Origin of the sequence: Stenotrophomonas sp., from assembly GCF_036662295.1 — a bacterium.
Classification (GTDB): domain Bacteria; phylum Pseudomonadota; class Gammaproteobacteria; order Xanthomonadales; family Xanthomonadaceae; genus Stenotrophomonas.
Window position 1 is genome coordinate 1 of sequence record NZ_JAVWXA010000075.1, and the last position, 19,834, is coordinate 19,834.

At 66.9% G+C, this 19,834-nt stretch carries 20 protein-coding genes; 9 read left to right on the forward strand and 11 right to left on the reverse strand.

Features of this window, described 5'->3' with window-relative positions:
* Positions 1-274: 274 nt before the first annotated feature.
* The 7 genes from RSA25_RS13955 to RSA25_RS13985 all read left to right on the forward strand — a co-directional run bounded on the left by RSA25_RS13955 (position 275) and on the right by RSA25_RS13985 (position 8,033).
* Positions 275-1,543: an efflux RND transporter periplasmic adaptor subunit gene (locus RSA25_RS13955; protein ID WP_332809462.1), complete on the forward strand. Its 1,269-nt coding sequence runs from the start codon at positions 275-277 to the stop codon at positions 1,541-1,543.
* Between the two features lie 31 nt (positions 1,544-1,574).
* Positions 1,575-2,294 carry an ABC transporter ATP-binding protein gene (locus RSA25_RS13960; RefSeq protein ID WP_332809463.1) on the forward strand — a complete coding sequence of 240 codons (720 nt, stop codon included), beginning with the start codon at positions 1,575-1,577 and terminating at the stop codon, positions 2,292-2,294.
* Between the two features lie 7 nt (positions 2,295-2,301).
* Complete coding sequence (locus tag RSA25_RS13965; protein WP_332809464.1) at positions 2,302-3,603, forward strand: ABC transporter permease; 1,302 nt, start codon at positions 2,302-2,304, stop codon at positions 3,601-3,603.
* 16 nt (positions 3,604-3,619) lie between these two features.
* Positions 3,620-4,840, forward strand: a complete 1,221-nt coding sequence (locus RSA25_RS13970; RefSeq protein WP_332809465.1) for an FtsX-like permease family protein — start codon at positions 3,620-3,622, stop codon at positions 4,838-4,840.
* Position 4,841: 1 nt separating this feature from the next.
* Positions 4,842-5,267, forward strand: a complete 426-nt coding sequence (locus tag RSA25_RS13975; protein ID WP_332809466.1) for a PDZ domain-containing protein — start codon at positions 4,842-4,844, stop codon at positions 5,265-5,267.
* 82 nt (positions 5,268-5,349) lie between these two features.
* On the forward strand, positions 5,350-6,693 hold the full coding sequence (locus tag RSA25_RS13980) for a sigma-54 dependent transcriptional regulator (RefSeq protein ID WP_332809467.1): 1,344 nt from the start codon (positions 5,350-5,352) through the stop codon (positions 6,691-6,693).
* The gene (locus tag RSA25_RS13985; protein WP_332809468.1) at positions 6,690-8,033 is read left to right on the forward strand and encodes an ATP-binding protein; all 1,344 of its coding nucleotides are present in this window, start codon (positions 6,690-6,692) and stop codon (positions 8,031-8,033) included. The genes RSA25_RS13980 and RSA25_RS13985 overlap by 4 nt, the downstream gene beginning before the upstream one ends.
* 100 nt (positions 8,034-8,133) lie before the next feature.
* Here RSA25_RS13985 and glmU read toward each other — a convergent pair whose 3' ends face one another.
* A complete protein-coding gene (glmU, locus tag RSA25_RS13990) occupies positions 8,134-9,498 on the reverse strand; it encodes a bifunctional UDP-N-acetylglucosamine diphosphorylase/glucosamine-1-phosphate N-acetyltransferase GlmU (protein ID WP_332809469.1) in 1,365 nt (454 codons plus the stop codon).
* Positions 9,499-9,583: 85 nt separating this feature from the next.
* On the opposite strand from glmU, the gene RSA25_RS13995 reads away from it, so the two are divergent.
* Entirely contained in the window at positions 9,584-9,970 is a 387-nt protein-coding gene (locus RSA25_RS13995; protein ID WP_332809470.1) for a GtrA family protein, read from the forward strand.
* Here RSA25_RS13995 and aroQ read toward each other — a convergent pair.
* The 10 genes from aroQ to RSA25_RS14045 all read right to left on the reverse strand — a co-directional run bounded on the left by aroQ (position 9,961) and on the right by RSA25_RS14045 (position 18,101).
* On the reverse strand, positions 9,961-10,533 hold the full coding sequence (gene aroQ / locus RSA25_RS14000) for a gamma subclass chorismate mutase AroQ (RefSeq protein WP_332809471.1): 573 nt from the start codon (positions 10,531-10,533) through the stop codon (positions 9,961-9,963). The genes RSA25_RS13995 and aroQ overlap by 10 nt on opposite strands.
* A 349-nt stretch (positions 10,534-10,882) precedes the next feature.
* Positions 10,883-11,305 carry a F0F1 ATP synthase subunit epsilon gene (locus RSA25_RS14005; RefSeq protein ID WP_005411127.1) on the reverse strand — a complete coding sequence of 141 codons (423 nt, stop codon included), beginning with the start codon at positions 11,303-11,305 and terminating at the stop codon, positions 10,883-10,885.
* Between the two features lie 112 nt (positions 11,306-11,417).
* Positions 11,418-12,824 carry a F0F1 ATP synthase subunit beta gene (gene atpD / locus RSA25_RS14010; protein ID WP_332809472.1) on the reverse strand — a complete coding sequence of 469 codons (1,407 nt, stop codon included), beginning with the start codon at positions 12,822-12,824 and terminating at the stop codon, positions 11,418-11,420.
* Positions 12,825-12,861: 37 nt separating this feature from the next.
* On the reverse strand, positions 12,862-13,725 hold the full coding sequence (atpG, locus tag RSA25_RS14015) for a F0F1 ATP synthase subunit gamma (RefSeq protein WP_332809473.1): 864 nt from the start codon (positions 13,723-13,725) through the stop codon (positions 12,862-12,864).
* A 110-nt stretch (positions 13,726-13,835) separates the two neighbouring features.
* Entirely contained in the window at positions 13,836-15,383 is a 1,548-nt protein-coding gene (atpA, locus tag RSA25_RS14020) for a F0F1 ATP synthase subunit alpha (RefSeq protein WP_332809474.1), read from the reverse strand.
* Positions 15,384-15,427: 44 nt separating this feature from the next.
* Positions 15,428-15,955, reverse strand: a complete 528-nt coding sequence (locus tag RSA25_RS14025; protein ID WP_332809475.1) for a F0F1 ATP synthase subunit delta — start codon at positions 15,953-15,955, stop codon at positions 15,428-15,430.
* Positions 15,956-15,958: 3 nt separating this feature from the next.
* Entirely contained in the window at positions 15,959-16,429 is a 471-nt protein-coding gene (locus RSA25_RS14030) for a F0F1 ATP synthase subunit B (protein ID WP_128097913.1), read from the reverse strand.
* 112 nt (positions 16,430-16,541) lie between these two features.
* Positions 16,542-16,844 (reverse strand): F0F1 ATP synthase subunit C, encoded by a 303-nt coding sequence (atpE, locus tag RSA25_RS14035; protein WP_068854102.1) that lies wholly within the window; start codon positions 16,842-16,844, stop codon positions 16,542-16,544.
* A 62-nt stretch (positions 16,845-16,906) separates the two neighbouring features.
* Positions 16,907-17,701, reverse strand: coding sequence for a F0F1 ATP synthase subunit A (atpB, locus tag RSA25_RS14040; protein ID WP_128097912.1), 795 nt, complete (start codon positions 17,699-17,701; stop codon positions 16,907-16,909).
* A gap of 31 nt (positions 17,702-17,732) precedes the next feature.
* Positions 17,733-18,101 carry a hypothetical protein gene (locus tag RSA25_RS14045; protein ID WP_332809476.1) on the reverse strand — a complete coding sequence of 123 codons (369 nt, stop codon included), beginning with the start codon at positions 18,099-18,101 and terminating at the stop codon, positions 17,733-17,735.
* A 528-nt stretch (positions 18,102-18,629) separates the two neighbouring features.
* Here RSA25_RS14045 and RSA25_RS14050 point away from each other — a divergent pair.
* Positions 18,630-19,448, forward strand: coding sequence for a hypothetical protein (locus RSA25_RS14050; RefSeq protein ID WP_332809477.1), 819 nt, complete (start codon positions 18,630-18,632; stop codon positions 19,446-19,448).
* Positions 19,449-19,834: the final 386 nt, after the last annotated feature.

The following is a 19,834-nucleotide window of genomic DNA, read 5'->3' on the forward strand; positions in this document are numbered from 1 at the left end:
GGCGCTTCAGCCCTTCGATGAGGACCGGTACCACATCGCGATCCGCGATCGCTCCCACAATGCCGCACATAGTTTCTGATCCCAGGTATCCAGGCCCGCATTCTAGCGTGGCGCCCGTGTCCGGCACGCCGCCGGCGGCTTAACAAAAGTGTCCGCTGGCCTGTCCGCGGACACGCGGACAACCGTTCCATCCTCGCAACCCGTTGATTTGAAAGGCCGAAAAGTTGGCACGGGGCGTGCTTGATATACGGCACCCCAACCGCGAACGAGCCCGATGATCCGCGACACTTCCGCTCAGGACCAGACCCTCTCCGTTGCCGGCACGGCAGCCCCGTGGAAGCGCTGGCTGTGGCCGGGCCTGGCCGCGCTGGTGGTGCTGCTGGCGATCGGCTTCGCGGCCCGCGCCTGGCTGGGCGCGAGCCGCTCCTTCGACAGCAGCCGGGTGCGCATCGCCGAGGTCAAGCGTGGCGACCTGGTCCGCGACATCGCCGCCGACGGCCGCGTGATCGCCGCCAACAGCCCGATCCTGTATGCGATCTCGGCCGGCACCGTGGACCTGAAGGTGGTGGCCGGCGACGTGGTCAAGAAGGGCCAGGAGCTGGCGGTGATCGACAGCCCGGAACTGCGCAGCAAGCTGGCCCAGGAACAGGCCACCCTGGCCGGCCTGGAAGCCGAAGCCAGCCGCGCCACGCTCGATGCCACCCTGGCACGGGCCAAGGCACGCAAGGAAACCGACCAGGCCAGCATCGAGCGCCAGGCCGCCGACCGCGACCTGCAGCGCTACCAGCGTGGTTTCGACGGCGGCGCGGTGCCGCAGATCGACCTGGCCAAGGCCAACGACAGCTTGAAGAAGGCCGACATCCAGCTGGCCAACGCGCAGACCGATGCCCGCCTGCAGGGCCAGGGCGCGGACCTGGACGCCCGCAACAAGCGCCTGCTGGCCGATCGCCAGAAGGCGGTGGTGGCCGAGGTGCAGCGCCAGGTCGATGCGCTCACCCTGCGCGCCCCGTTCGATGGCCAGGTCGGCCAGGTCCAGGCCACCCAGCACACCAACGTGGTGGCCAACGCCCCGATCCTCGGCGTGGTCGACCTGTCGCGCTTCGAAATCGAAATCAAGGTGCCCGAGAGCTTCGCCCGCGACCTGGCGATCGGCATCCCGGCCCAGCTCACCAGTGGCAACGGCCAGCCGTTCCCCGGCGAGATCAGCGCGGTGTCGCCGGAAGTGGTGGCCGGTGAGGTCAATGCCCGCATCCGCTTCGCCGACAAGCAGCCGCAGGGGCTGCGCCAGAGCCAGCGCATGCAGGCCCGGGTGGTGCTCGACACGCGCCGCAACGTGCTCAAGGTGGAGCGTGGCCCGTTCGTGGAACAGGGCAACGGGCAGGCGTACGTGATGAACGGCAACACCGCGGTGCGCCGTCCGGTCAAGCTCGGCGTAAGCAGCCTGGGCGAAGTGGAAATCCTTTCTGGCCTGCAGCCCGGCGATCGCGTCGTGGTCTCCGGCAGTGATCTGTTCGGCGATGCCGAGCAGGTCTCCCTCAACTGAACCTCCCAACGAATTGCAAAGGAAAACAGCCATGCTCGAGATGCGCTCGGTCGCCAAAGTATTCCGCACCGAACAGGTGGAAACCCATGCCCTGCGGTCGTTGGACCTGCATGTCCGCGAAGGCGAGTTCGTCGCCGTGACCGGCCCGTCCGGCTCGGGCAAGACGACCTTCCTCAACATCGCCGGCCTGCTGGAAACCTTCACCAGCGGCACCTACCTGCTGGATGGGCAGGACGTGAGCACGCTGGGCGATGACGCGCGCAGCCGCCTGCGCAACCAGAAGATCGGCTTCATCTTCCAGGGCTTCAACCTGATTTCCGACCTGAACCTGTTCGACAACGTGGACGTGCCGCTGCGCTACCGCGGCATGCCCGCGGCCGAGCGCAAGCAGCGCATCGAGAAGGCGCTGGGCCAGGTCGGCCTGGGCTCGCGCATGAAGCACTACCCGGCCGAACTGTCCGGCGGCCAGCAGCAGCGTGCGGCGATCGCGCGCGCCCTGGCCGGCAGCCCGCGCCTGCTGCTGGCCGACGAACCGACCGGCAACCTGGACAGCCAGATGGCACGCGGGGTGATGGAACTGCTGGAGGAAATCAACGCCGCCGGCACCACCATCGTGATGGTCACCCACGATCCGGAACTGGCCGCGCGCGCCCAGCGCAACGTGCACATCGTCGATGGCCAGGCCACCGACCTGCTGCGCGAACCGGTGCTGGCCACCCCGCGTGCTGTTGTCGCCACCGCCAACGACTGAGGCCACCATGCTCGCCTACTACTTCCGATTGGCGCTGCGCAGCTTCCGGCGCAACAAGATACTCACCGCGCTGATGGTGGTTGCCATCGGCCTGGGCATCGGCGCCTCGATGACCACGCTTACCGTGTTCCACGTGCTCTCCGGCGATCCCATCCCGCAGAAGAGCGACCGCCTGTTCAACGTGCAGCTGGACCCGCGGCCGATGCTCGGCTACCAGCCCAACGAAGAGCCCGAAGACCAGGTGACCCGCTTCGATGCCGAAGCGCTGCTGCGCGAGCGCCAGGCCAAGCACCAGGCGCTGATGACCGGCGGCGGGGTGACGCTGGAGCCGGACAAGACCTCGCTGCGGCCCTTCGATACCGACGCGCGCTACACCTCGGCCGACTTTTTCCCGATGTTCGACACGCCCTTCCTGTATGGCCGCGCCTGGCAGGCCAGCGATGACGATGGCCGTGGCCGCGTGGCGGTGATCTCGCGCACGCTCAACCAGAAGCTGTTCGACGGCGCCGACAGCACCGGCAAGCCGATCCGCATGGACGGCAATACCTTCACCGTGGTCGGCGTGCTCGACGCGTGGAGCCCGAACCCGCACTTCTACGACCTGCAGACCGGCCGCTACGGCGACAGCGAGGACGTCTACGTGCCGTTCTCCACCGCGATGGACCTCAAGTTCGGTCGCAACGGCAACATGAACTGCTGGGACAACACCGCCGGCGATGAGACCGCGGTCAATGCCCCGTGCGTGTGGATGCAGTACTGGGTGGAACTGCCCTCGGCCGACGATGCGGCGGACTTCCGCGCCTACCTGGACAACTACTCGGCCCAGCAGAAAGCGGCCGGCCGCTTCCAGCGCCCGTCCAACGTCCGCCTGCGCAACGTCAACCAGTGGCTGGACTACCAGCAGGTGGTGCCCAGCGACGTGCGCCTGCAGCTGTGGCTGGCGATGGGGTTCCTGCTGGTCTGCCTGATCAACACCGTGGGCCTGCTGCTGGCCAAGTTCCTGCGCCGCAGCGGCGAGATCGGCGTGCGCCGGGCGCTCGGTGCCAGCCGCGCGCAGATCTTCCTGCAGTCGCTGGTGGAAGCCGGCACGGTCGGCCTGGCCGGCGGCCTGCTCGGCCTGGTGCTGGCGGTGATCGGCCTGTACGCGGTGCGCCAGCAGCCGGTGGACTACGCCAAGCTGGCCACCCTGGACGGGCAGATGCTGCTGCTGACCTTCGGGCTGACCCTGGTCGCCAGCCTGCTGGCCGGGTTCCTGCCGGCGCTGCGTGCGATGCAGGTCGCGCCCGCCATCCAACTCAAGACGCAGTAAGGATCCGGAGCACATCATGGATATCCGTCCCATCCTCACCACGCTGCGCCGGCACAAGACCGCCGCCGCCCTGATCGTGCTGGAGATCGCGCTCACCTGCGCGATCGTCTGCAACGCGCTGTTCCTGATCGGCCAGCGCATCGACACCATCAACCAGCCCAGCGGCATCGCCGAGAAGGAACTGCTGGAAGTGCGCCTCGGCGGCATCGGCAAGCAGGTCAACGTGGAAGCCCGCACCCGCGAGGACCTGGCCGCGCTGCGCGGCGTGCCGGGGGTCAAGAGCGCGGTGGCGATCAACCAGCTGCCGTTCCGGCGCAATTCCTGGAACAGCAGCCTGTCCAAGGTGCCCGACCAGGAAAAGCCGACCCTCAGCGCGGCCCAGTTCTTCGCCCGCGAGGGCACGCTGGACACGCTGGGCGTGGAGCTGATCGCCGGCACCGACTTCCAGCCGGGCGAGTACCGCGAGTACAAGGAGGTGGTCAACGACCCCGAATCTGAGACCAAGGGCAGCTCGGTGATCATCACCAAGTCGGCCGCCGACAAGCTGTATCCCGACGGTGACGCGCTGGGCAAGACCATCTACAGCGGCCGCATGCCGTTGCGGGTGACCGGCGTGGTCAAGGAACTGGGCCGCCCCTCCAAGATGGAAGGCGACACCCACCACTCCATGATCCTGCCGGTGCGCATGTCCTACGACATGGGCTTCTACCTGATCCGCGTCACCGACCCGGCACGCCGCGACGAAGTGCTCAAGGCGGCCGTGGCCGCGCTGGAGCGGGTGGATTCCAGCCGCCTGGTGCGCGCCAAGATCAGCTACGAAGACACCCGCAACAAGTTCTTCGCCAACGACCGCGCCATGGTCGGCCTGCTGATCACCGTCTGCGTGGCCCTGCTGGTGGTCACCGCCCTGGGCATCGTCGGCCTGGCCAGCTTCTGGGTGCAGCAGCGCACCAAGCAGATCGGCATCCGCCGTGCGCTGGGCGCCACCCGCGGCCAGATCCTGCGCTATTTCCAGACCGAGAACTTCCTGCTGGCCACCGTCGGCATCGTGCTCGGCATGCTGATGGCCTATACGATCAACCTGTACCTGATGAGCAACTACGAGCTGCCGCGCATGCCCCTGAGCTACCTGCCGATCGGCGCGGTGCTGCTGTGGCTGCTCGGCCAGGTCGCCGTCTTCGGCCCGGCCCGTCGAGCCGCCGCCGTTCCACCCGCCGTCGCTACCCGGAGTGCCTGACATGCGCAACACTGCCTTGACTGCTTTCATGCTGACCGCCCTGCTGGCCGGCGCGCCCGCCCTGGCCGCCACCGCCCAGACCGACACCGCCCGCCTGGCCTGGCAGGATGGCGTCCACGCACTGTCGCTGGAATCCTCCGGCGGCATCGTGCGGGTGACCCAGGCCGAGACCGCCCGTTTCAGCGTGCGCAGCGGCGACCGGATCCTGCGCATCGACGGACACCCGGTCCGCAGCGTGGCTGACCTGACCGATTTCCTGGCCGGCAACGACCGCTCGCGGGTGCCGATGATCCTGCTGCGCAAGGGCAGCCAGCTGACCGTCACCATCGACGCGGCCGCCTGGCACGACGTGCTGCCGCCGACGCCGCCGGCGCCTCCTGCCCCGCCGGCTGCTCCGCCGCCGCCGCCGGCCCCGCCGCGCGCCTGACCGGCGTGCACAGGGCCGGCCGACTGACGGCTGGCCCTGCGCTCCGGTACTCTCTGCCTATTCACTGCCACCCTGCCGACGCATGCCTTCGATCCTGATCATTGATGACAACGCCAGCGTCGGCACCGCACTGGAAGTGCTGTTTTCGCTGCACGACATCGACACCGTGCACGCCCTCTCGCCCGAGGCCGGGCTCGCCCTGCTGGAACAACAGCCGGTGGACCTGGTCATCCAGGACATGAACTTCACCGAGGACACCACCTCCGGCGAAGAGGGCGAGGCGCTGTTCGGGCAGATCCGCGCACGCCATCCCGACCTGCCGGTGGTGCTGCTCACCGCCTGGACCCACCTGAGCAGCGCGGTGGACCTGGTCCGCGCGGGCGCGGCCGACTACCTGGCCAAGCCGTGGGACGACCGCAAGCTGCTGGTGACGGTCAACAACCTGCTGGAACTGTCCGAGACCCGCCGCGAGCTGGACCGCCGTCGCGACCGCGAGCTGCGCAACCGCTCGGCACTGGAAGCCCGCTACGACCTGCGCGGTGCCGTGGTGGCCGACCCGGCCAGCGAACGGGTGGTCAACCTGGCCTGCCAGGTGGCGCGCTCGGCGTTGCCGGTGCTCATCACCGGCCCCAACGGGGCGGGCAAGGAAAAGATCGCCGAGATCATCCAGGCCAACTCGCTGGTGGCCAAGGGCGCGTTCGTCGCGCTCAACTGCGGGGCCATTCCCTCCGAGCTGATCGAGGCCGAGCTGTTCGGCACCGAAGCCGGTGCCTACACCGGCGCCAACAAGGCGCGCGAGGGCAAGTTCGAGGCGGCCGATGGCGGCACTCTGTTCCTGGACGAGATCGGCAACCTGTCCCTCGGCGGGCAGATGAAACTGCTGCGCGTGCTGGAAACCGGGCGTTTCGAACGGCTGGGCTCCAACCGCGAACGCCAGGTCAAGGTGCGGGTGATCAGCGCCACCAACGCCGACCTGCCCGCGATGATCCGCGACGGTCATTTCCGCGAAGACCTTTACTACCGTCTCAACACCGTGGAGCTGGCGCTGCCGCCGCTGGCCGAGCGGCCCGGCGACATCCTGCCGCTGGCCGAACGCTTCCTGGAGGGCGACAAGCCGCTCTCGGCCGCCGCCGCCACCGCCCTGCAACGGCATGTGTGGCCGGGTAACGTGCGCGAGCTGCGCAACGTGCTGCAGCGTGCCGAGCTGCTGGCCACCGGCACCCGCATCGAGGTGGCCGACCTCAACCTGCCGCGCGCGGCGAGCGTGCCGCGCCCGGCCACGCCGGCCGCCGACCCGGACCGCAGCCACATCGAGGCGGCGCTGACCCGCAACCACGGCATCATCGCCCAGACCGCCGCCGACCTCGGGCTGAGTCGGCAGGCGCTGTACCGGCGCATGGACCGCTACGGCATCCCGCGCGAATGAAGCGGCGCTCGTTCACCCTGCGCCTGTTCCTGCGCCTGCTGCCGGTGCTGGCACTGGCCGCCGCCTTCCCCTGGTATCTCGCTTACTGGCTGGACCACGGCTGGCTGATCACGCTGATCTCGGCGGTGGTGCTGCTGTCGGTGATGTGGTGGAGCCTGCGCCGCGCCACCGCGCCGGTGCGCTCGTTGCTGCGTGCGCTGGCCGGCACCACCAGCAGCTATCGCGATGGCGAATACAACTTCGGCGTGTACTGGCCGGGCAACGACGAACTGGGCGACCTGGTGCAGGCCCATCGCGAACTGGGCGACGTGCTGCGCGAGCAGCGCCAGGGCCTGGTCCAGCGCGAGCTGCTGCTCGATACGATGGTGCAGAACACGCCGGTGTCGATGCTGCTGCTGGCCAACGGCGGCGATGGCATCCAGCGCGTGGTGTTTTCCAACCTGGCCGCGCGGCGGCTGCTGCACAACGGCTGGAAGCTGGAAGGCCAGCGCATGCAGGACGTGCTGGAAACCATGCCGGTGGAACTGCGCGATGCGATCGTGCGCGGTGGCGACAGCCTGTTCGCGGTGCGCGCGCAGGACAGCGACGACGAAGAGGACGAGCAGGTCTACCACCTGTCGCGGCGCAACTTCCACCTCAATGGCCGCCCGCACGACCTGCTGCTGATCCGCCTGCTCACCGCCGAGCTGCGCCGCCAGGAAGTGCAGACCTGGAAGAAGGTGATCCGGGTGATCAGCCACGAGCTCAACAACTCGCTGGCCCCGATCGCATCGCTGGCCCATTCCGGTGGTGAGCTGGTGCGGCGTGGCAAGACCGAGCGCCTGGAAGAGGTGTTTGCCACCATCGAGGAGCGCGCACGCCACCTGGAGGGCTTCATCCGCGGCTATGCGCGCTTTGCCAAGCTGCCGCAACCGCAGCTGCAGACGGTGCAGTGGCTGCAGTTCCTGAGCGGCCTGCAGCACCAGATTCCCTTCCGCATGAGCGGCATCGGCGATGACCTGCACAGCCGGGTGGACATCGCCCAGCTCGGCCAGGCGCTGCTGAACCTGCTCAAGAACGCCCACGAAGCCTGCGGCGACGCCGAGCCACCCAACGACGACGTGGAAGTGCGGTTGACCCGCCTGCCGCAGTGGCTGCGGCTGGAAGTGCTCGACCGCGGCAAGGGCATGAACGAGGCGGTGCTGCAGAACGCGCTGATGCCCTTCTATTCCACCAAGCGCAACGGCACCGGGCTGGGCCTGGCGCTCACCCGCGAGATCGTGGAAGCCCACGGCGGCCGCATTTCGCTGCAGAACCGCCGCGAAGGCGGCCTGTGCGTGGCGATCTTCCTGCCCGCGTAGGCGACGACCGTGGGGCGTCGCGCGTTCCGTCCGGGCACCGTGCCCATGAGCGGTGGGCACCCACCGGCTGGGCGGCTGCGTGCCCACACGGCGTTGCCCGTTATTTCTTTACGGGGCGCTTCCAGCCTTCGATGGTTTCCTGGCGCGCGCGTGCCACGGTCAACTTGCCTTCCGGCGCGGTGCGCGTGATCACCGAACCGGCGGCGATGGTGGCGCCCTCGCCGATCACCACCGGGGCCACCAGCGAACTGTTGGAGCCGATGAAGGCGTGGTCGCCGATGGTGGTCTGCGACTTGTTTACCCCGTCGTAGTTGCAGGTGATCGTGCCTGCGCCGATGTTGACCTTGGCGCCGATGACCGCATCGCCCAGGTAGGTGAGGTGGTTGGCCTTGCTGCCCGGCCCCAGGGTGACCTTCTTGGTTTCCACGAAGTTGCCCACGTGGCTGCCGGCGGCCAACACGGTGCCCGGGCGCAGCCGCGCGAAGGGGCCGATGTCCGCCGCCCCCTCGCTGACCACGCCGTCCAGGTCGCAGTGCGGCTTGACCACGGTGCCGGCGGCCAGCGTCACATCCTTGAGCCGGGTGAAGGCCCCGATGCTGACCCCGTCGCCGAGCACCACAGTGCCCTCCAGGATCACGTTGACGTCGATCTGCACGTCGCGGCCGACGCTGACCGTGCCGCGGATGTCCAGCCGCGCCGGGTCCAGCACGCGCGCGCCCTGCGTGCACAGCGCACGCACCTGGCGCAGCTGCCAGGCGCGCTCGAGCTGGGCCAGCTGCCACGGATCGTTGGCGCCCTCGGCTTCCTGTGCGTCTTCCACGAAAGCCATGTCGGCCGGGGTGTAATCGTGCGCGGCGGCGGCGAACACGTCGGTAAGGTAGTACTCGCCCTGCGCGTTGCGGTTGGACAGCTGCGACAGCCAGGTGCGCAGCGCGGTCGATTCGGCGGTGATGATGCCGGTGTTGATGGTGCGGATGGCCAGCTGCTCGTCGCTGGCATCCTTCTGCTCCACGATCGCCGCCACCCGGCCCTCGGCGTTGCGCACCACGCGCCCGTAACCGGTGGGGTTGGCCACCTCGGCCACCAGCACCGCCAGCCGGCCCGGCTGCGACAGCAGGTGGCGCAGCGTCTCGGCGCGGATCAACGGCACATCGCCGTACAGCACCAGCACCGTGGCCGCGTCGGGCACGTTCGGCATCGCCTGCTGCACTGCATGGCCGGTGCCCAGCTGCTCGGCCTGCTCGGCCCACACCAGGTCCGGCTGGTCGGCGAAGGCCGCGCGCACCGCATCGCCACCATGCCCGTAGACCACGTGGATCGCATCGGGCTGCAGCTCGCGCGCCGCGTCGATCACATGGGCCAGCATCGGCCGGCCGGCGATCGGCTGCAGCACCTTGGGCAGGACCGACTTCATGCGCTTGCCAGCGCCCGCGGCGAGGAGGATGACGTGCAGGGGTTGGGTCATGGGAAAACGGGTTCGAGGCGGGAGTCGCACAGATTCTAGAACGCGGGCGGTTAACATGCTGCCTTTCCGCCGTGTATGCCTGTCGATGAGCCTGATCCACCAGGGAAGCCGATTCATCATCATCGGCCTGGTCCAACTGGGCGTGGACTGGGCGATCTTCGTCGGCGCCACCGCGCTGGGCATGCCGACCGCCGAGGCCAACCTGCTGGGCCGGGTCTGCGGCATGCTGCTGGGGTTCTGGCTCAACGGCCGCTACACCTTTGCCGCCGCCGACGGTGGGCAGCGCCTGGGCTGGGCGCGCTTCGCCCGCTTCCTGGGCCTGTGGCTGGTGTTGACGGCCATCAGCACGGTGCTGGTCAGCCTGGTGGCCGACCGGCTGGGCCTGGGCTATGCGTGGCTGGCCAAGCCGCTGGTGGAGGGTGGCCTGGCCGCCGCCTCGTTCCTGCTGATGCGGCGCTTCGTCTACCGCTGAGCCGGCGCCGCCGCATCGGGCTGGCAGAAGCCCACCATCGCGCGCACCAGCGCCATCACTTCAACCTCGGGCAGCGACGCCGCTGCCTGCTGCTGCGCGATGCCACCGGCTACCCACGCCGGACAGGCCGGGTCGGTACGCAGCGGCACCACCTGCGCCCACGTGGCCAGGATGCGCTGGTCGGCCTGGTCGATGCGCGCGCGGATCCCGGGCAGCGCCGGCGCCGGCGGCGGCAGCCGCCCGGCACGGAACTGCTGATAGTCCATGTGCTGGACCAGCTTGTTGGCCTGGATCAACTGGACCTGGAACTGCACCACCGCGTCGGCCTCCAGGCCGCGTGCCTCGGCTTTGCGCCGGGTGTCTTCCAGTACCACCTGCTCGCGCGCCGGGTCCTCCACGGCGCGGTTCTGCGGGTACTTGCTGGCCGCCACGGCGTGGGCAATGGCGTTGCGCGCGGTCACTGCGTCGAGCAGCGCGTGCAGTGGCGAAGGCGTGGCGGCAAAGGCGTGCAATGGCAGCAGCATGACGCCGAGCAGCGCCAGCGCGCCGGGCGTGGTCGGCATCGGCCGGCTCCGGGCAGTGAAAGGCCTGGCAGCATGCGGCCGGATGGCGGGCGCAATCCGTGCACGCGCGCGCAGTTTGCGAGGCTGGGGCCAATGCCGCCGCCGACGCGCGCAACGAACCGGTAGTGCCGGCCGCTGGCCGGCATCCCGCAGCCACCCTCGTTCTCAACGACCACCGACCAACGGCGAATGCTGCAGCCGGTGCTTTCCCGCACACTCCTGCCCCACGCGGCCAGCCCGGCACTCGCAGGCATTCATGCACGGCAACGGCAGCACCCGACAGGTGGGCGAAGCACCAAACAAAAACGCCGGCCCAAGGGCCGGCGTTTCGCGTCGATGATGCGTCCGCTCAGTGCTTGAGCGTCTTGCGCAGGCGCTCCAGCGCCTGCAGCTGCACCACCGCCTCGGCCAGCTTCTGCTGGGCCTCGGCCACTTCCATCGCCTCGCCACGGTTGGCCAGGATGCGCTCGGCTTCTTCCTTGGCCTTGCGGACCGAGGCTTCGTCGATGTCCTGCGCGCGGATGGCGGTGTCGGCCAGCACGGTCACCACCTGCGGCTGCACCTCGAGGATGCCGCCGGAAATGGCGAAGTCGAGCTGCTCGCCGTTCGGCGTGGTCACCACCACCTTGCCCGGCTTGAGCCGGGTGATCAGCGGGGCATGCTTGGGCGCGATGCCCAGCTCGCCCAGCTCGCCGGTGGCCACGACCAGGGTCGCTTCACCCCGGAAGATTTCCTGCTCGGCGCTGACGATGTCGCAACGGATGGTGCTCATGTAACTCTCTTCGCTAGGGGGCGGGCTGGGCCCACCGCAGGGATTCCGCAGCGGTGGGCTGGCGCCCACCCCGTGTCACGGTCGGGACGGGCGCCTGCCCGTCCCCGCCGCATCAGGCCTTCTCGGCCATCTTCTTGGCCTTCTCGACCGCTTCTTCGATGCTGCCGACCATGTAGAACGCCTGCTCCGGCAGGTGGTCGTACTCGCCATCGACGATGGCCTTGAAGCCACGGATGGTGTCCTTCAGCGACACGTACTTGCCCGGCGAGCCGGTGAACACTTCGGCCACGTGGAACGGCTGGCTGAAGAAGCGCTCGATCTTGCGGGCGCGCGACACGGCCTGCTTGTCTTCTTCGGACAGTTCGTCCATGCCCAGGATGGCGATGATGTCCTTCAGTTCCTTGTACTTCTGCAAGGTCTGCTGGACGCGCTGGGCGGTGTCGTAATGCTCGTGGCCGATGACCAGCGGGTCCATCTGGCGGCTGGTGGAATCCAGCGGGTCCACGGCCGGGTAGATACCCAGCGAGGCGATCGAACGCGACAGGGTCACGGTCGAATCCAGGTGGGCGAAGGTGGTCGCCGGCGACGGATCGGTCAAGTCATCGGCCGGCACGTAGACGGCCTGGATCGAGGTGATCGAGCCATTCTTGGTCGAGGTGATGCGCTCCTGCAGGACGCCCATTTCCTCGGCCAGGGTCGGCTGGTAACCCACGGCGGACGGCATGCGGCCCAGCAGCGCCGACACTTCGGTACCGGCCAGGGTGTAACGGTAGATGTTGTCCACGAACAACAGCACGTCCTTGCCCTTGCCGTTCTCGTCCTTCTCGTCGCGGAAGTACTCGGCCATGGTCAGGCCGGTCAGCGCAACGCGCAGACGGTTGCCCGGCGGCTCGTTCATCTGGCCATACACCATCGCGACCTTGTCCAGGACGTTGGAGTCCTTCATCTCGTGGTAGAAGTCGTTGCCCTCACGGGTACGCTCACCCACGCCGGCGAACACGGACAGACCGCTGTGCGCCTTGGCGATGTTGTTGATCAGTTCCATCATGTTGACGGTCTTGCCGACGCCGGCGCCGCCGAACAGGCCGACCTTGCCGCCCTTGGCGAACGGGCACATCAGGTCGATGACCTTGATGCCGGTTTCCAGCAGCTCGGTGGCCGGGGACTGGTCTTCGTACGACGGGGCTTCGCGATGGATTTCCCAGCTGTCGCTGGCGGCCACCGGGCCGGCTTCGTCGATCGGACGGCCCAGCACGTCCATGATGCGGCCCAGGGTGCCGGCACCGACCGGCACCGAGATGGCGCGTTCGGTGTTGGTGGCGACCAGGTTGCGCTTCAGGCCGTCGGTGGAGCCCAGCGCGATGCAGCGGACCACGCCGTCACCCAGCTGCTGCTGCACTTCCAGCGTGATTTCGGTGTTTTCCACCTTCAGCGCGTGGTACACCTTCGGCACCGACTCGCGGGGGAATTCGACGTCGACGACGGCGCCGATGATCTGAACGATCTTGCCCTGACTCATTGCTGCAATCCTCTAATGTGTGCTTTGACTGTGCGCGTCAGACTGCTGCCGCGCCGCCGACGATTTCGGAGATTTCCTGGGTGATCGCTGCCTGGCGCGCCTTGTTGTAGACGAGCTGCAGGGTGCCGATCAGCTTGTTCGCGTTGTCGCTTGCCGACTTCATCGCCACCATGCGGGCCGCGTGTTCGGACGCCACGTTTTCCAGCACGGCCTGGTACACCAGCGATTCGATGTAACGCGTCATCACGTGCTCCAGCACGGTCGCGGCATCGGGTTCGTACAGGTAGTCCCAGTCGTGGTGCGCGACCTGCTTTTCAGCGGCCGGCAACGGCAGCAGCTGGTCGAAGCTGGCCTTCTGGGTCATGGTGTTGATGAAACGGTTGTAGACCAGGTACACGCGGTCGACCTTGCCCGAGGTGAAGGCATCCAGCATCACCTTGATCACGCCGATCAGCTGCTCCAGGTGCGGAACGTCGCCCATGTGGGTGACGCTGCCGACCATGTCCACCTTGACCCGGCGGAAGAAGGTGGATGCCTTCTGGCCGATGGTGACCACGTCGATGCCCGCGCCCTTGTCCTGCCACTCGCGGACTTCGCCGAGCATCTTGCGGAACAGGTTGTTGTTCAGGCCACCGGCCAGGCCGCGGTCGGAGGAGATCACGATGTAACCGACCCGCTTGACCTCGTCACGCTGGACCAGGAACGGGTGCTGGTAGTCGGTGCTGGCCTGGGCCAGGTGACCGATCACCTGCTTCATCGCCTGCGCATAGGGGCGCGAGGTCTTCATCCGCTCCTGTGCCTTGCGGATCTTGGAGGCCGAGACCATCTCCAGCGCGCGGGTCACCTTGCGGGTGTTCTGCACGCTTTTGATCTTGGTTTTGATTTCGCGACCGCTTGCCATCTCTTATTCCCGTGGCGTGGGGCACATGCCCCACGTTTGACGTAGAGCGGAGCCTGGGGCTCCGCTGCTTTCAGCCCGGCGGAGCCATGCTCCGCTCGACAGGACCGGTATTACCAGCTGCCGGTGGTCTTGAACTCGGAGATGCCCTTCTTGAAGGCCGCTTCGATGTCGTTGTCCCAACCGCCGGTGGCGTTGACCTTGCCGATCAGCTCGCCCTGGGTGTTGGCGAAGTGGGCGTGCAGGCCTTCTTCGAACGCCAGCAGCTTGTTGACCGGCACGTCGTCGAGGTAACCCTCGTTGACGGCGTAGATCGACAGCGCCTGGTTGGCGATCGACATCGGCGCGTACTGCTTCTGCTTCATCAGTTCGGTGACGCGCTGGCCGCGCTCGAGCTGCTTGCGGGTGGCTTCGTCCAGGTCCGAGGCGAACTGCGCGAACGCGGCCAGCTCACGGTACTGGGCCAGCGAGATACGGATGCCGCCGGACAGCTTCTTGATGATCTTGGTCTGGGCCGCACCACCGACGCGCGACACCGAGATACCGGCGTTCACGGCCGGGCGGATGCCGGAGTTGAACAGGTCGGTTTCCAGGAAGATCTGGCCGTCGGTGATCGAGATCACGTTGGTCGGCACGAACGCCGAGACGTCACCGGCCTGGGTCTCGATGATCGGCAGCGCGGTCAGTGAACCGGTCTTGCCGGTCACCGCACCGTTGGTGAACTTCTCCACATACTCTTCGGACACGCGGGCAGCGCGCTCGAGCAGGCGGGAGTGCAGGTAGAAGACGTCACCCGGGTAGGCTTCGCGGCCCGGCGGACGCTTCAGCAGCAGCGAGATCTGGCGGTAGGCCACGGCCTGCTTGGACAGATCGTCGTACACGATCAGCGCGTCTTCGCCGCGGTCCATGAAGTACTCACCCATGGTGCAGCCCGAGTAGGCGCTGATGTACTGCATCGCGGCCGATTCGGACGCGGTGGCAGCCACCACCACGGTGTGCGCCAGGGCGCCGTTTTCTTCCAGCTTGCGCACGATGTTGGCCACGGTCGAGGCCTTCTGGCCGATCGCGACGTACACGCACTTGATGCCGGTGTCCTTCTGGTTGATCACCGCATCGATGGCCAGGGCGGTCTTGCCGGTCTGGCGGTCACCGATGACCAGCTCGCGCTGGCCGCGGCCGATCGGGATCATCGAGTCGACGGACTTGTAACCGGTCTGCACCGGCTGGTCGACCGACTTGCGCCAGATCACGCCCGGGGCAACGCGCTCCACCGGCGCGGTGGCCTTGGCGGCGATCGGGCCCTTGCCGTCGATCGGCTCGCCCAGCGCGTTCACCACGCGGCCGAGCATTTCCGGGCCGACCGGCACTTCCAGGATGCGGCCGGTGGTCTTGGCGACGTCGCCTTCGCGCAGGTGCTCATAGCCACCCAGGACCACGGCGCCGACCGAGTCGCGCTCCAGGTTCAGGGCCAGGGCGAAGGTGTTGTTCGGCAGTTCGATCATTTCGCCCTGCATCACGTCGGCCAGACCGAAGATGCGCACGATGCCGTCGGACACGCTGGTCACGGTGCCTTCGTTGCGCGATTCCGCGGCCAGCTTGACCTTCTCGATGCGGTTCTTGATCAGTTCGCTGATTTCGGAGGGGTTGAGCGTGGTTGCCATCGTCAAGTCCTAGTGCCGGCGGTCACGCCGGACGTTAAATGAATTCAGTTAGCGAGCGCGGTCTGCAGGCGCGACAGCTTGCCCTTGAGCGAGCCATCGATGACCACATCGCCGGCGTCGATCACCGCACCGCCGATCAGCGTCGCATCGACCGCGGTCGTCACGTCCACCTCGCGGCCGAAGCGCTTGCGCAGCGCGGCCTTGATGGCGTCCAGCTCGGATGCGGACAGTTCGGTGGCCGAGGTCACCGTGGCCTTGACCACGTGTTCGGCTTCAGCGCGCAGCTGGGCGTACATGCCGGCGATTTCCGGCAGCAGCGGCAGTCGGTGCGCTTCGGCCAGCACGGCCAGGAAGCGACCGAAGGTCTCGCTGGACGATTCCGGGGCCAGCAGCGCGACGGCATCGCCGCGCTCCAGTTCCGGGTTCGACAGCAAGGCCGCCACGCGCGGGTCGGCGGCTACGTGGGCGGAGAACGCAAGCGCGTCCGACCACGGCGCGAACGTGCCTTCGTCGCGCGCGGTCGCGAACGCGGCGCGGGCATACGGGCGTGCAAGCGTGAGGGCCTGGCTCATCGATCAGATCTCCGATGCCAGCTCGTCGAGCAGCGCCTTGTGGGCGTTGGCGTCGATTTCGCGCTTGAGCAGCTTTTCGGCACCGCTCACGGCCAGGGCGGACACCTGCTTGCGCAGGTCTTCACGGGCACGGTTGGCGGCAGCCTCGATTTCAGCGTGGGCCAGGTCTTTCTGGCGGTTCGCTTCGGCGATGGCTTCATTCTTGGCGGCTTCAACGATCTGGTTGGCGCGCGCGTGGGCCTGGTCGATGATCTCGTTGGCCTTGCCGCGTGCATCCTTCAGTGCTTCGTTGACCTTTTCCTGCGCCTGGGCCAGATCCTTCTGGCTGCGGTCGGCAGCGGCGAGGCCTTCAGCGATCTTCTGCTGGCGCTCTTCGATGGCATTCATCAACGGCGGCCAGATCTTGGTCGCGATGATCCAGATCAGACCGGCGAACGCCAGTGCCTGGGCAACGAGGGTAAAACCGATTTCCATGGGGTTCGCTCAATCTGGGGTGATGGGGTGGTTGCGCCGCCCGGGGCGGCGCAGCCGTTCCTTCATCCGCGATCAGGCGCACGCGGCGCCTGATCGTTTCGCTTTCGCTGGATCAGCCAGCAACCGGCGGCAGGCGGGTCACGAACTCGGCGATGGTCGGGTTGGCGAAGGCCAGCAGCAGGCCGACGGCGACCGAGATGATGAACGCGGCGTCGATCAGGCCGGCGGTGATGAACATGCGGACCTGCAGCACCGGAATCAGTTCCGGCTGGCGGGCAGCCGATTCCAGGAACTTACCGGCCATGATGGCCAGACCGAGACCGGCACCCAGCGCGGCCAGGCCGATCATGATGCCGACGGCGAGGACGGTGGAGCTCTGGACTTGGGCGAGGTTGGTCAGGACGGCGAAGTACATGGTTATCTCCAGGAACTTAAGTTGCTAAGGGTAATGAAACGGATGAAGGGTGAAACGAAAACTCAGTGAGCGTCTTCCGACAGGCTCAGGTACACGATGGACAACATCATGAAGATGAAGGCCTGCAGCGGAATCACCAGCAGATGGAACAGCATCCAGCCCAGGCCGAATGCACCGCCTGCGATGGCGCCGGCGATACCCGCGCTGCCCAGCACCCAGATCAGCAGGAAGACGATTTCGCCGCCGAACATGTTGCCGAACAGTCGCATCGCCAGCGAGATCGGCTTGCTGAGCCACTCGACGATGTTGAGGATCAGGTTGAACGGCATCATCCACTTGCCGAACGGCGCCGTCAGGAATTCCTTGGTGAACCCGCCGATGCCCTTGGCGCGCAGCGCGAAGAACAGCATCAGGAAGAACACGCTGATGGACATGCCCAGGGTGGCATTCACGTCGGCGGTGGGGACCGGCTTCCAGTACGGCACGCCGAGGGCTTCCAGCGGCAGCGCGATGAAATCGGCCGGGATCATCTTGATGAGGTTCATCAGGAGGATCCAGAAGAAGATCGTGATCGCGATCGGGGTCACCAGCTTGCTGGTGCCGTGGTAGGTGTCCTTGGCCTGGCGGTCAACGAACTCCAGGCAGATCTCCACGAACGCCTGCCACTTGCCCGGGACGCCGGCGGTCGCCTTGCGGGTAGCCATCCAGAAGCCGAACACCATCAACAGGCCCATCAGGACCGAAGTCACGATGGTGTCGACGTGGATCGCCCAGAAACCACCTTCCTGCATATGGAACGTCAGGTTGTGCAGGTGATGTTGGATGTAGGAGGTGGGAGTTAGCGCCTCGCCTGCCATGTGTCCGGAACCTTGAGTTAAATAAATTGGATCAGCGCCTGGCCAGAGCCAGGACCTGGAACATCAACCCGACGGCGATACCGGCCAGCAGCGCCAATGCAGGCAGCTTGAAGACCAGGAACCCCACCATCAGGACGCCGAAAACGAGCACCCACTTTGCCACCACCGCCAGGATCAGGCGGGTCATCGCCGAACCTGCCGCCTGCACGCCACCGCTGAGCGCCATCCGTGCAGCCACCCACCCACCGGCCGAGACCGCCACGCCCGATGCCAGCGCCCCGAGGGCGTACATCGTTCCTGCCAGCAGCAGGAAGGCCAGGGCCAGGACAGCCACTGCAGCCAGCGGGTAAACCGCTGCGCGCAGCATCAGTCGCCGACCCGAATCAACGGAGTTCAGCACACGTATGTCCTGCATGATCTTGAGTAGAAAGGCCGAGGCCGCAATCGTGCGCCTCGTCGAGCCGCCAAATTATAGCAACGGGACAATTTGCGAGACAACCGCTCCCTGTTCATCCCGGATGGGCGCAAGTTGCTGCATCGCCACAGATTTTGCGGTCCACCGGCGGGCCAATCCCGGCCTGTCAGGCTTTTGACGTGTTGCGACGCAGCATATTGAACTTTGGTCGCGGCACCCGGTCAGACCTGTCGACCTGCACTTTTCGATCCTCGTCGACGCCCCGAAGGCAGGTCTGCAGCCCAAAGTGGCCCCGAGCTCTCTCCGGGGCCACTTCTTTCGGGCGCCCCGGCGGCGCCTTGGCCGTCTCCCCGCGCAACGCGGCGGCGCGCTCCACCGGTCACGCAATGTGATCGGCGGCTCAGTTTGGTGTGTGAACGGTACACGCGACCTCCACCATACGTTCACGAATGGTGGACGCCGCGCTGGGCAGAGTGGCTCCACATCAATGAACCCCTGCAAGGACACACACCGATGCGCCTGACGCTCTCCCTCCTCGCCCTGCCGCTGGCCATGGCCGCGCTGACCCACGCCAACACCGCCAGCGCCGCCGAGGGCGATGACCGCTTTGCCCTGCGCCTGGGCGCGATGAACATCGATTCGGACAACACCATCCGTGGCAACACGACGGTGGGCGGCCAGGGCGTGGGCTTCTCGGAAGACTTCAAGCTGGGCGGCAAGGAGTGGGAACCGCGCGTGGACGGCATGTTCCGCATCAGCGACCGCCAGCGCCTGCTGTTCAACTACTTCAAGTACGACAAGGACCGCCGCGAGACGCTGGACGACGGCGTGACCTTCGATGACGTGACGGTGCCGGCCGGCAGCTTCGTCAAGGGCGAGCTGAAGTATCAGGTGGCGAGCCTGGTGTACGACTACTCGGTGGTGGACACCGATACCTTCGACCTGGGCCTGCAGCTGGGTGCCGAGTACGCGAAGGTGAGCGCGAAGGCGTATGCCGACGTGGGCGATCTGTACCAGGGTCGCTTCCTGGATGAGAAGGCCGATGGCGTGGCACCGGTGGTGGGCGCGCGGATGAGCTTCAATCCGTCGGAAAAGTGGATGATCACGGTGCAGGGCCAGTACCTGAACACCAAGTGGGGCAACTTCGATGATTACGACGGGGACCTGACGCGTGCGAACGCGATCGTGGATTACCGCCTGACCAAGAACTTCGGCCTGTTCGCCGGCTACGACTGGTTCAAGCTGGACGTGGACCAGACCGGGAGCGACGGCACGATCGGGCTGAAGCAGGAGTTCAAGGGCCCGGTGGCGGGTGTGAGCTTCGTGTTCTAAGCCTCTGCGGCATTGATCTTTTCGAGCGCGGCGACAGGGTGACCTGTCGTCGCGCTTTTGGTTTTGGGGGTGTTTGGTTTTTCTTCGAAGCGTTGAAGCTGAGAGCGCAAGGCAACGGCTCGGCGCCTTTGCCAGGTCGAGGGAGGGCACCGGGCAACCCGGCCCGGGACACGGCGTGAACCCATCCATGGGGCCTCGACAAGCGGCATCCATGCCGCTTGACGGTCCCGGGCCGGGCTGCCCGGTGCCCTCTGGACAGATTGGCGGGGGCGCGGTTGGTGGTGACGGCCAAGGCGGATTACGCGTTGACTCGTTCGAATGCGTGGCTGGTGGGATTGGGGATTGGGGATTGGGGATTGGGGATTGGGGATTGGGGATTGGGGATT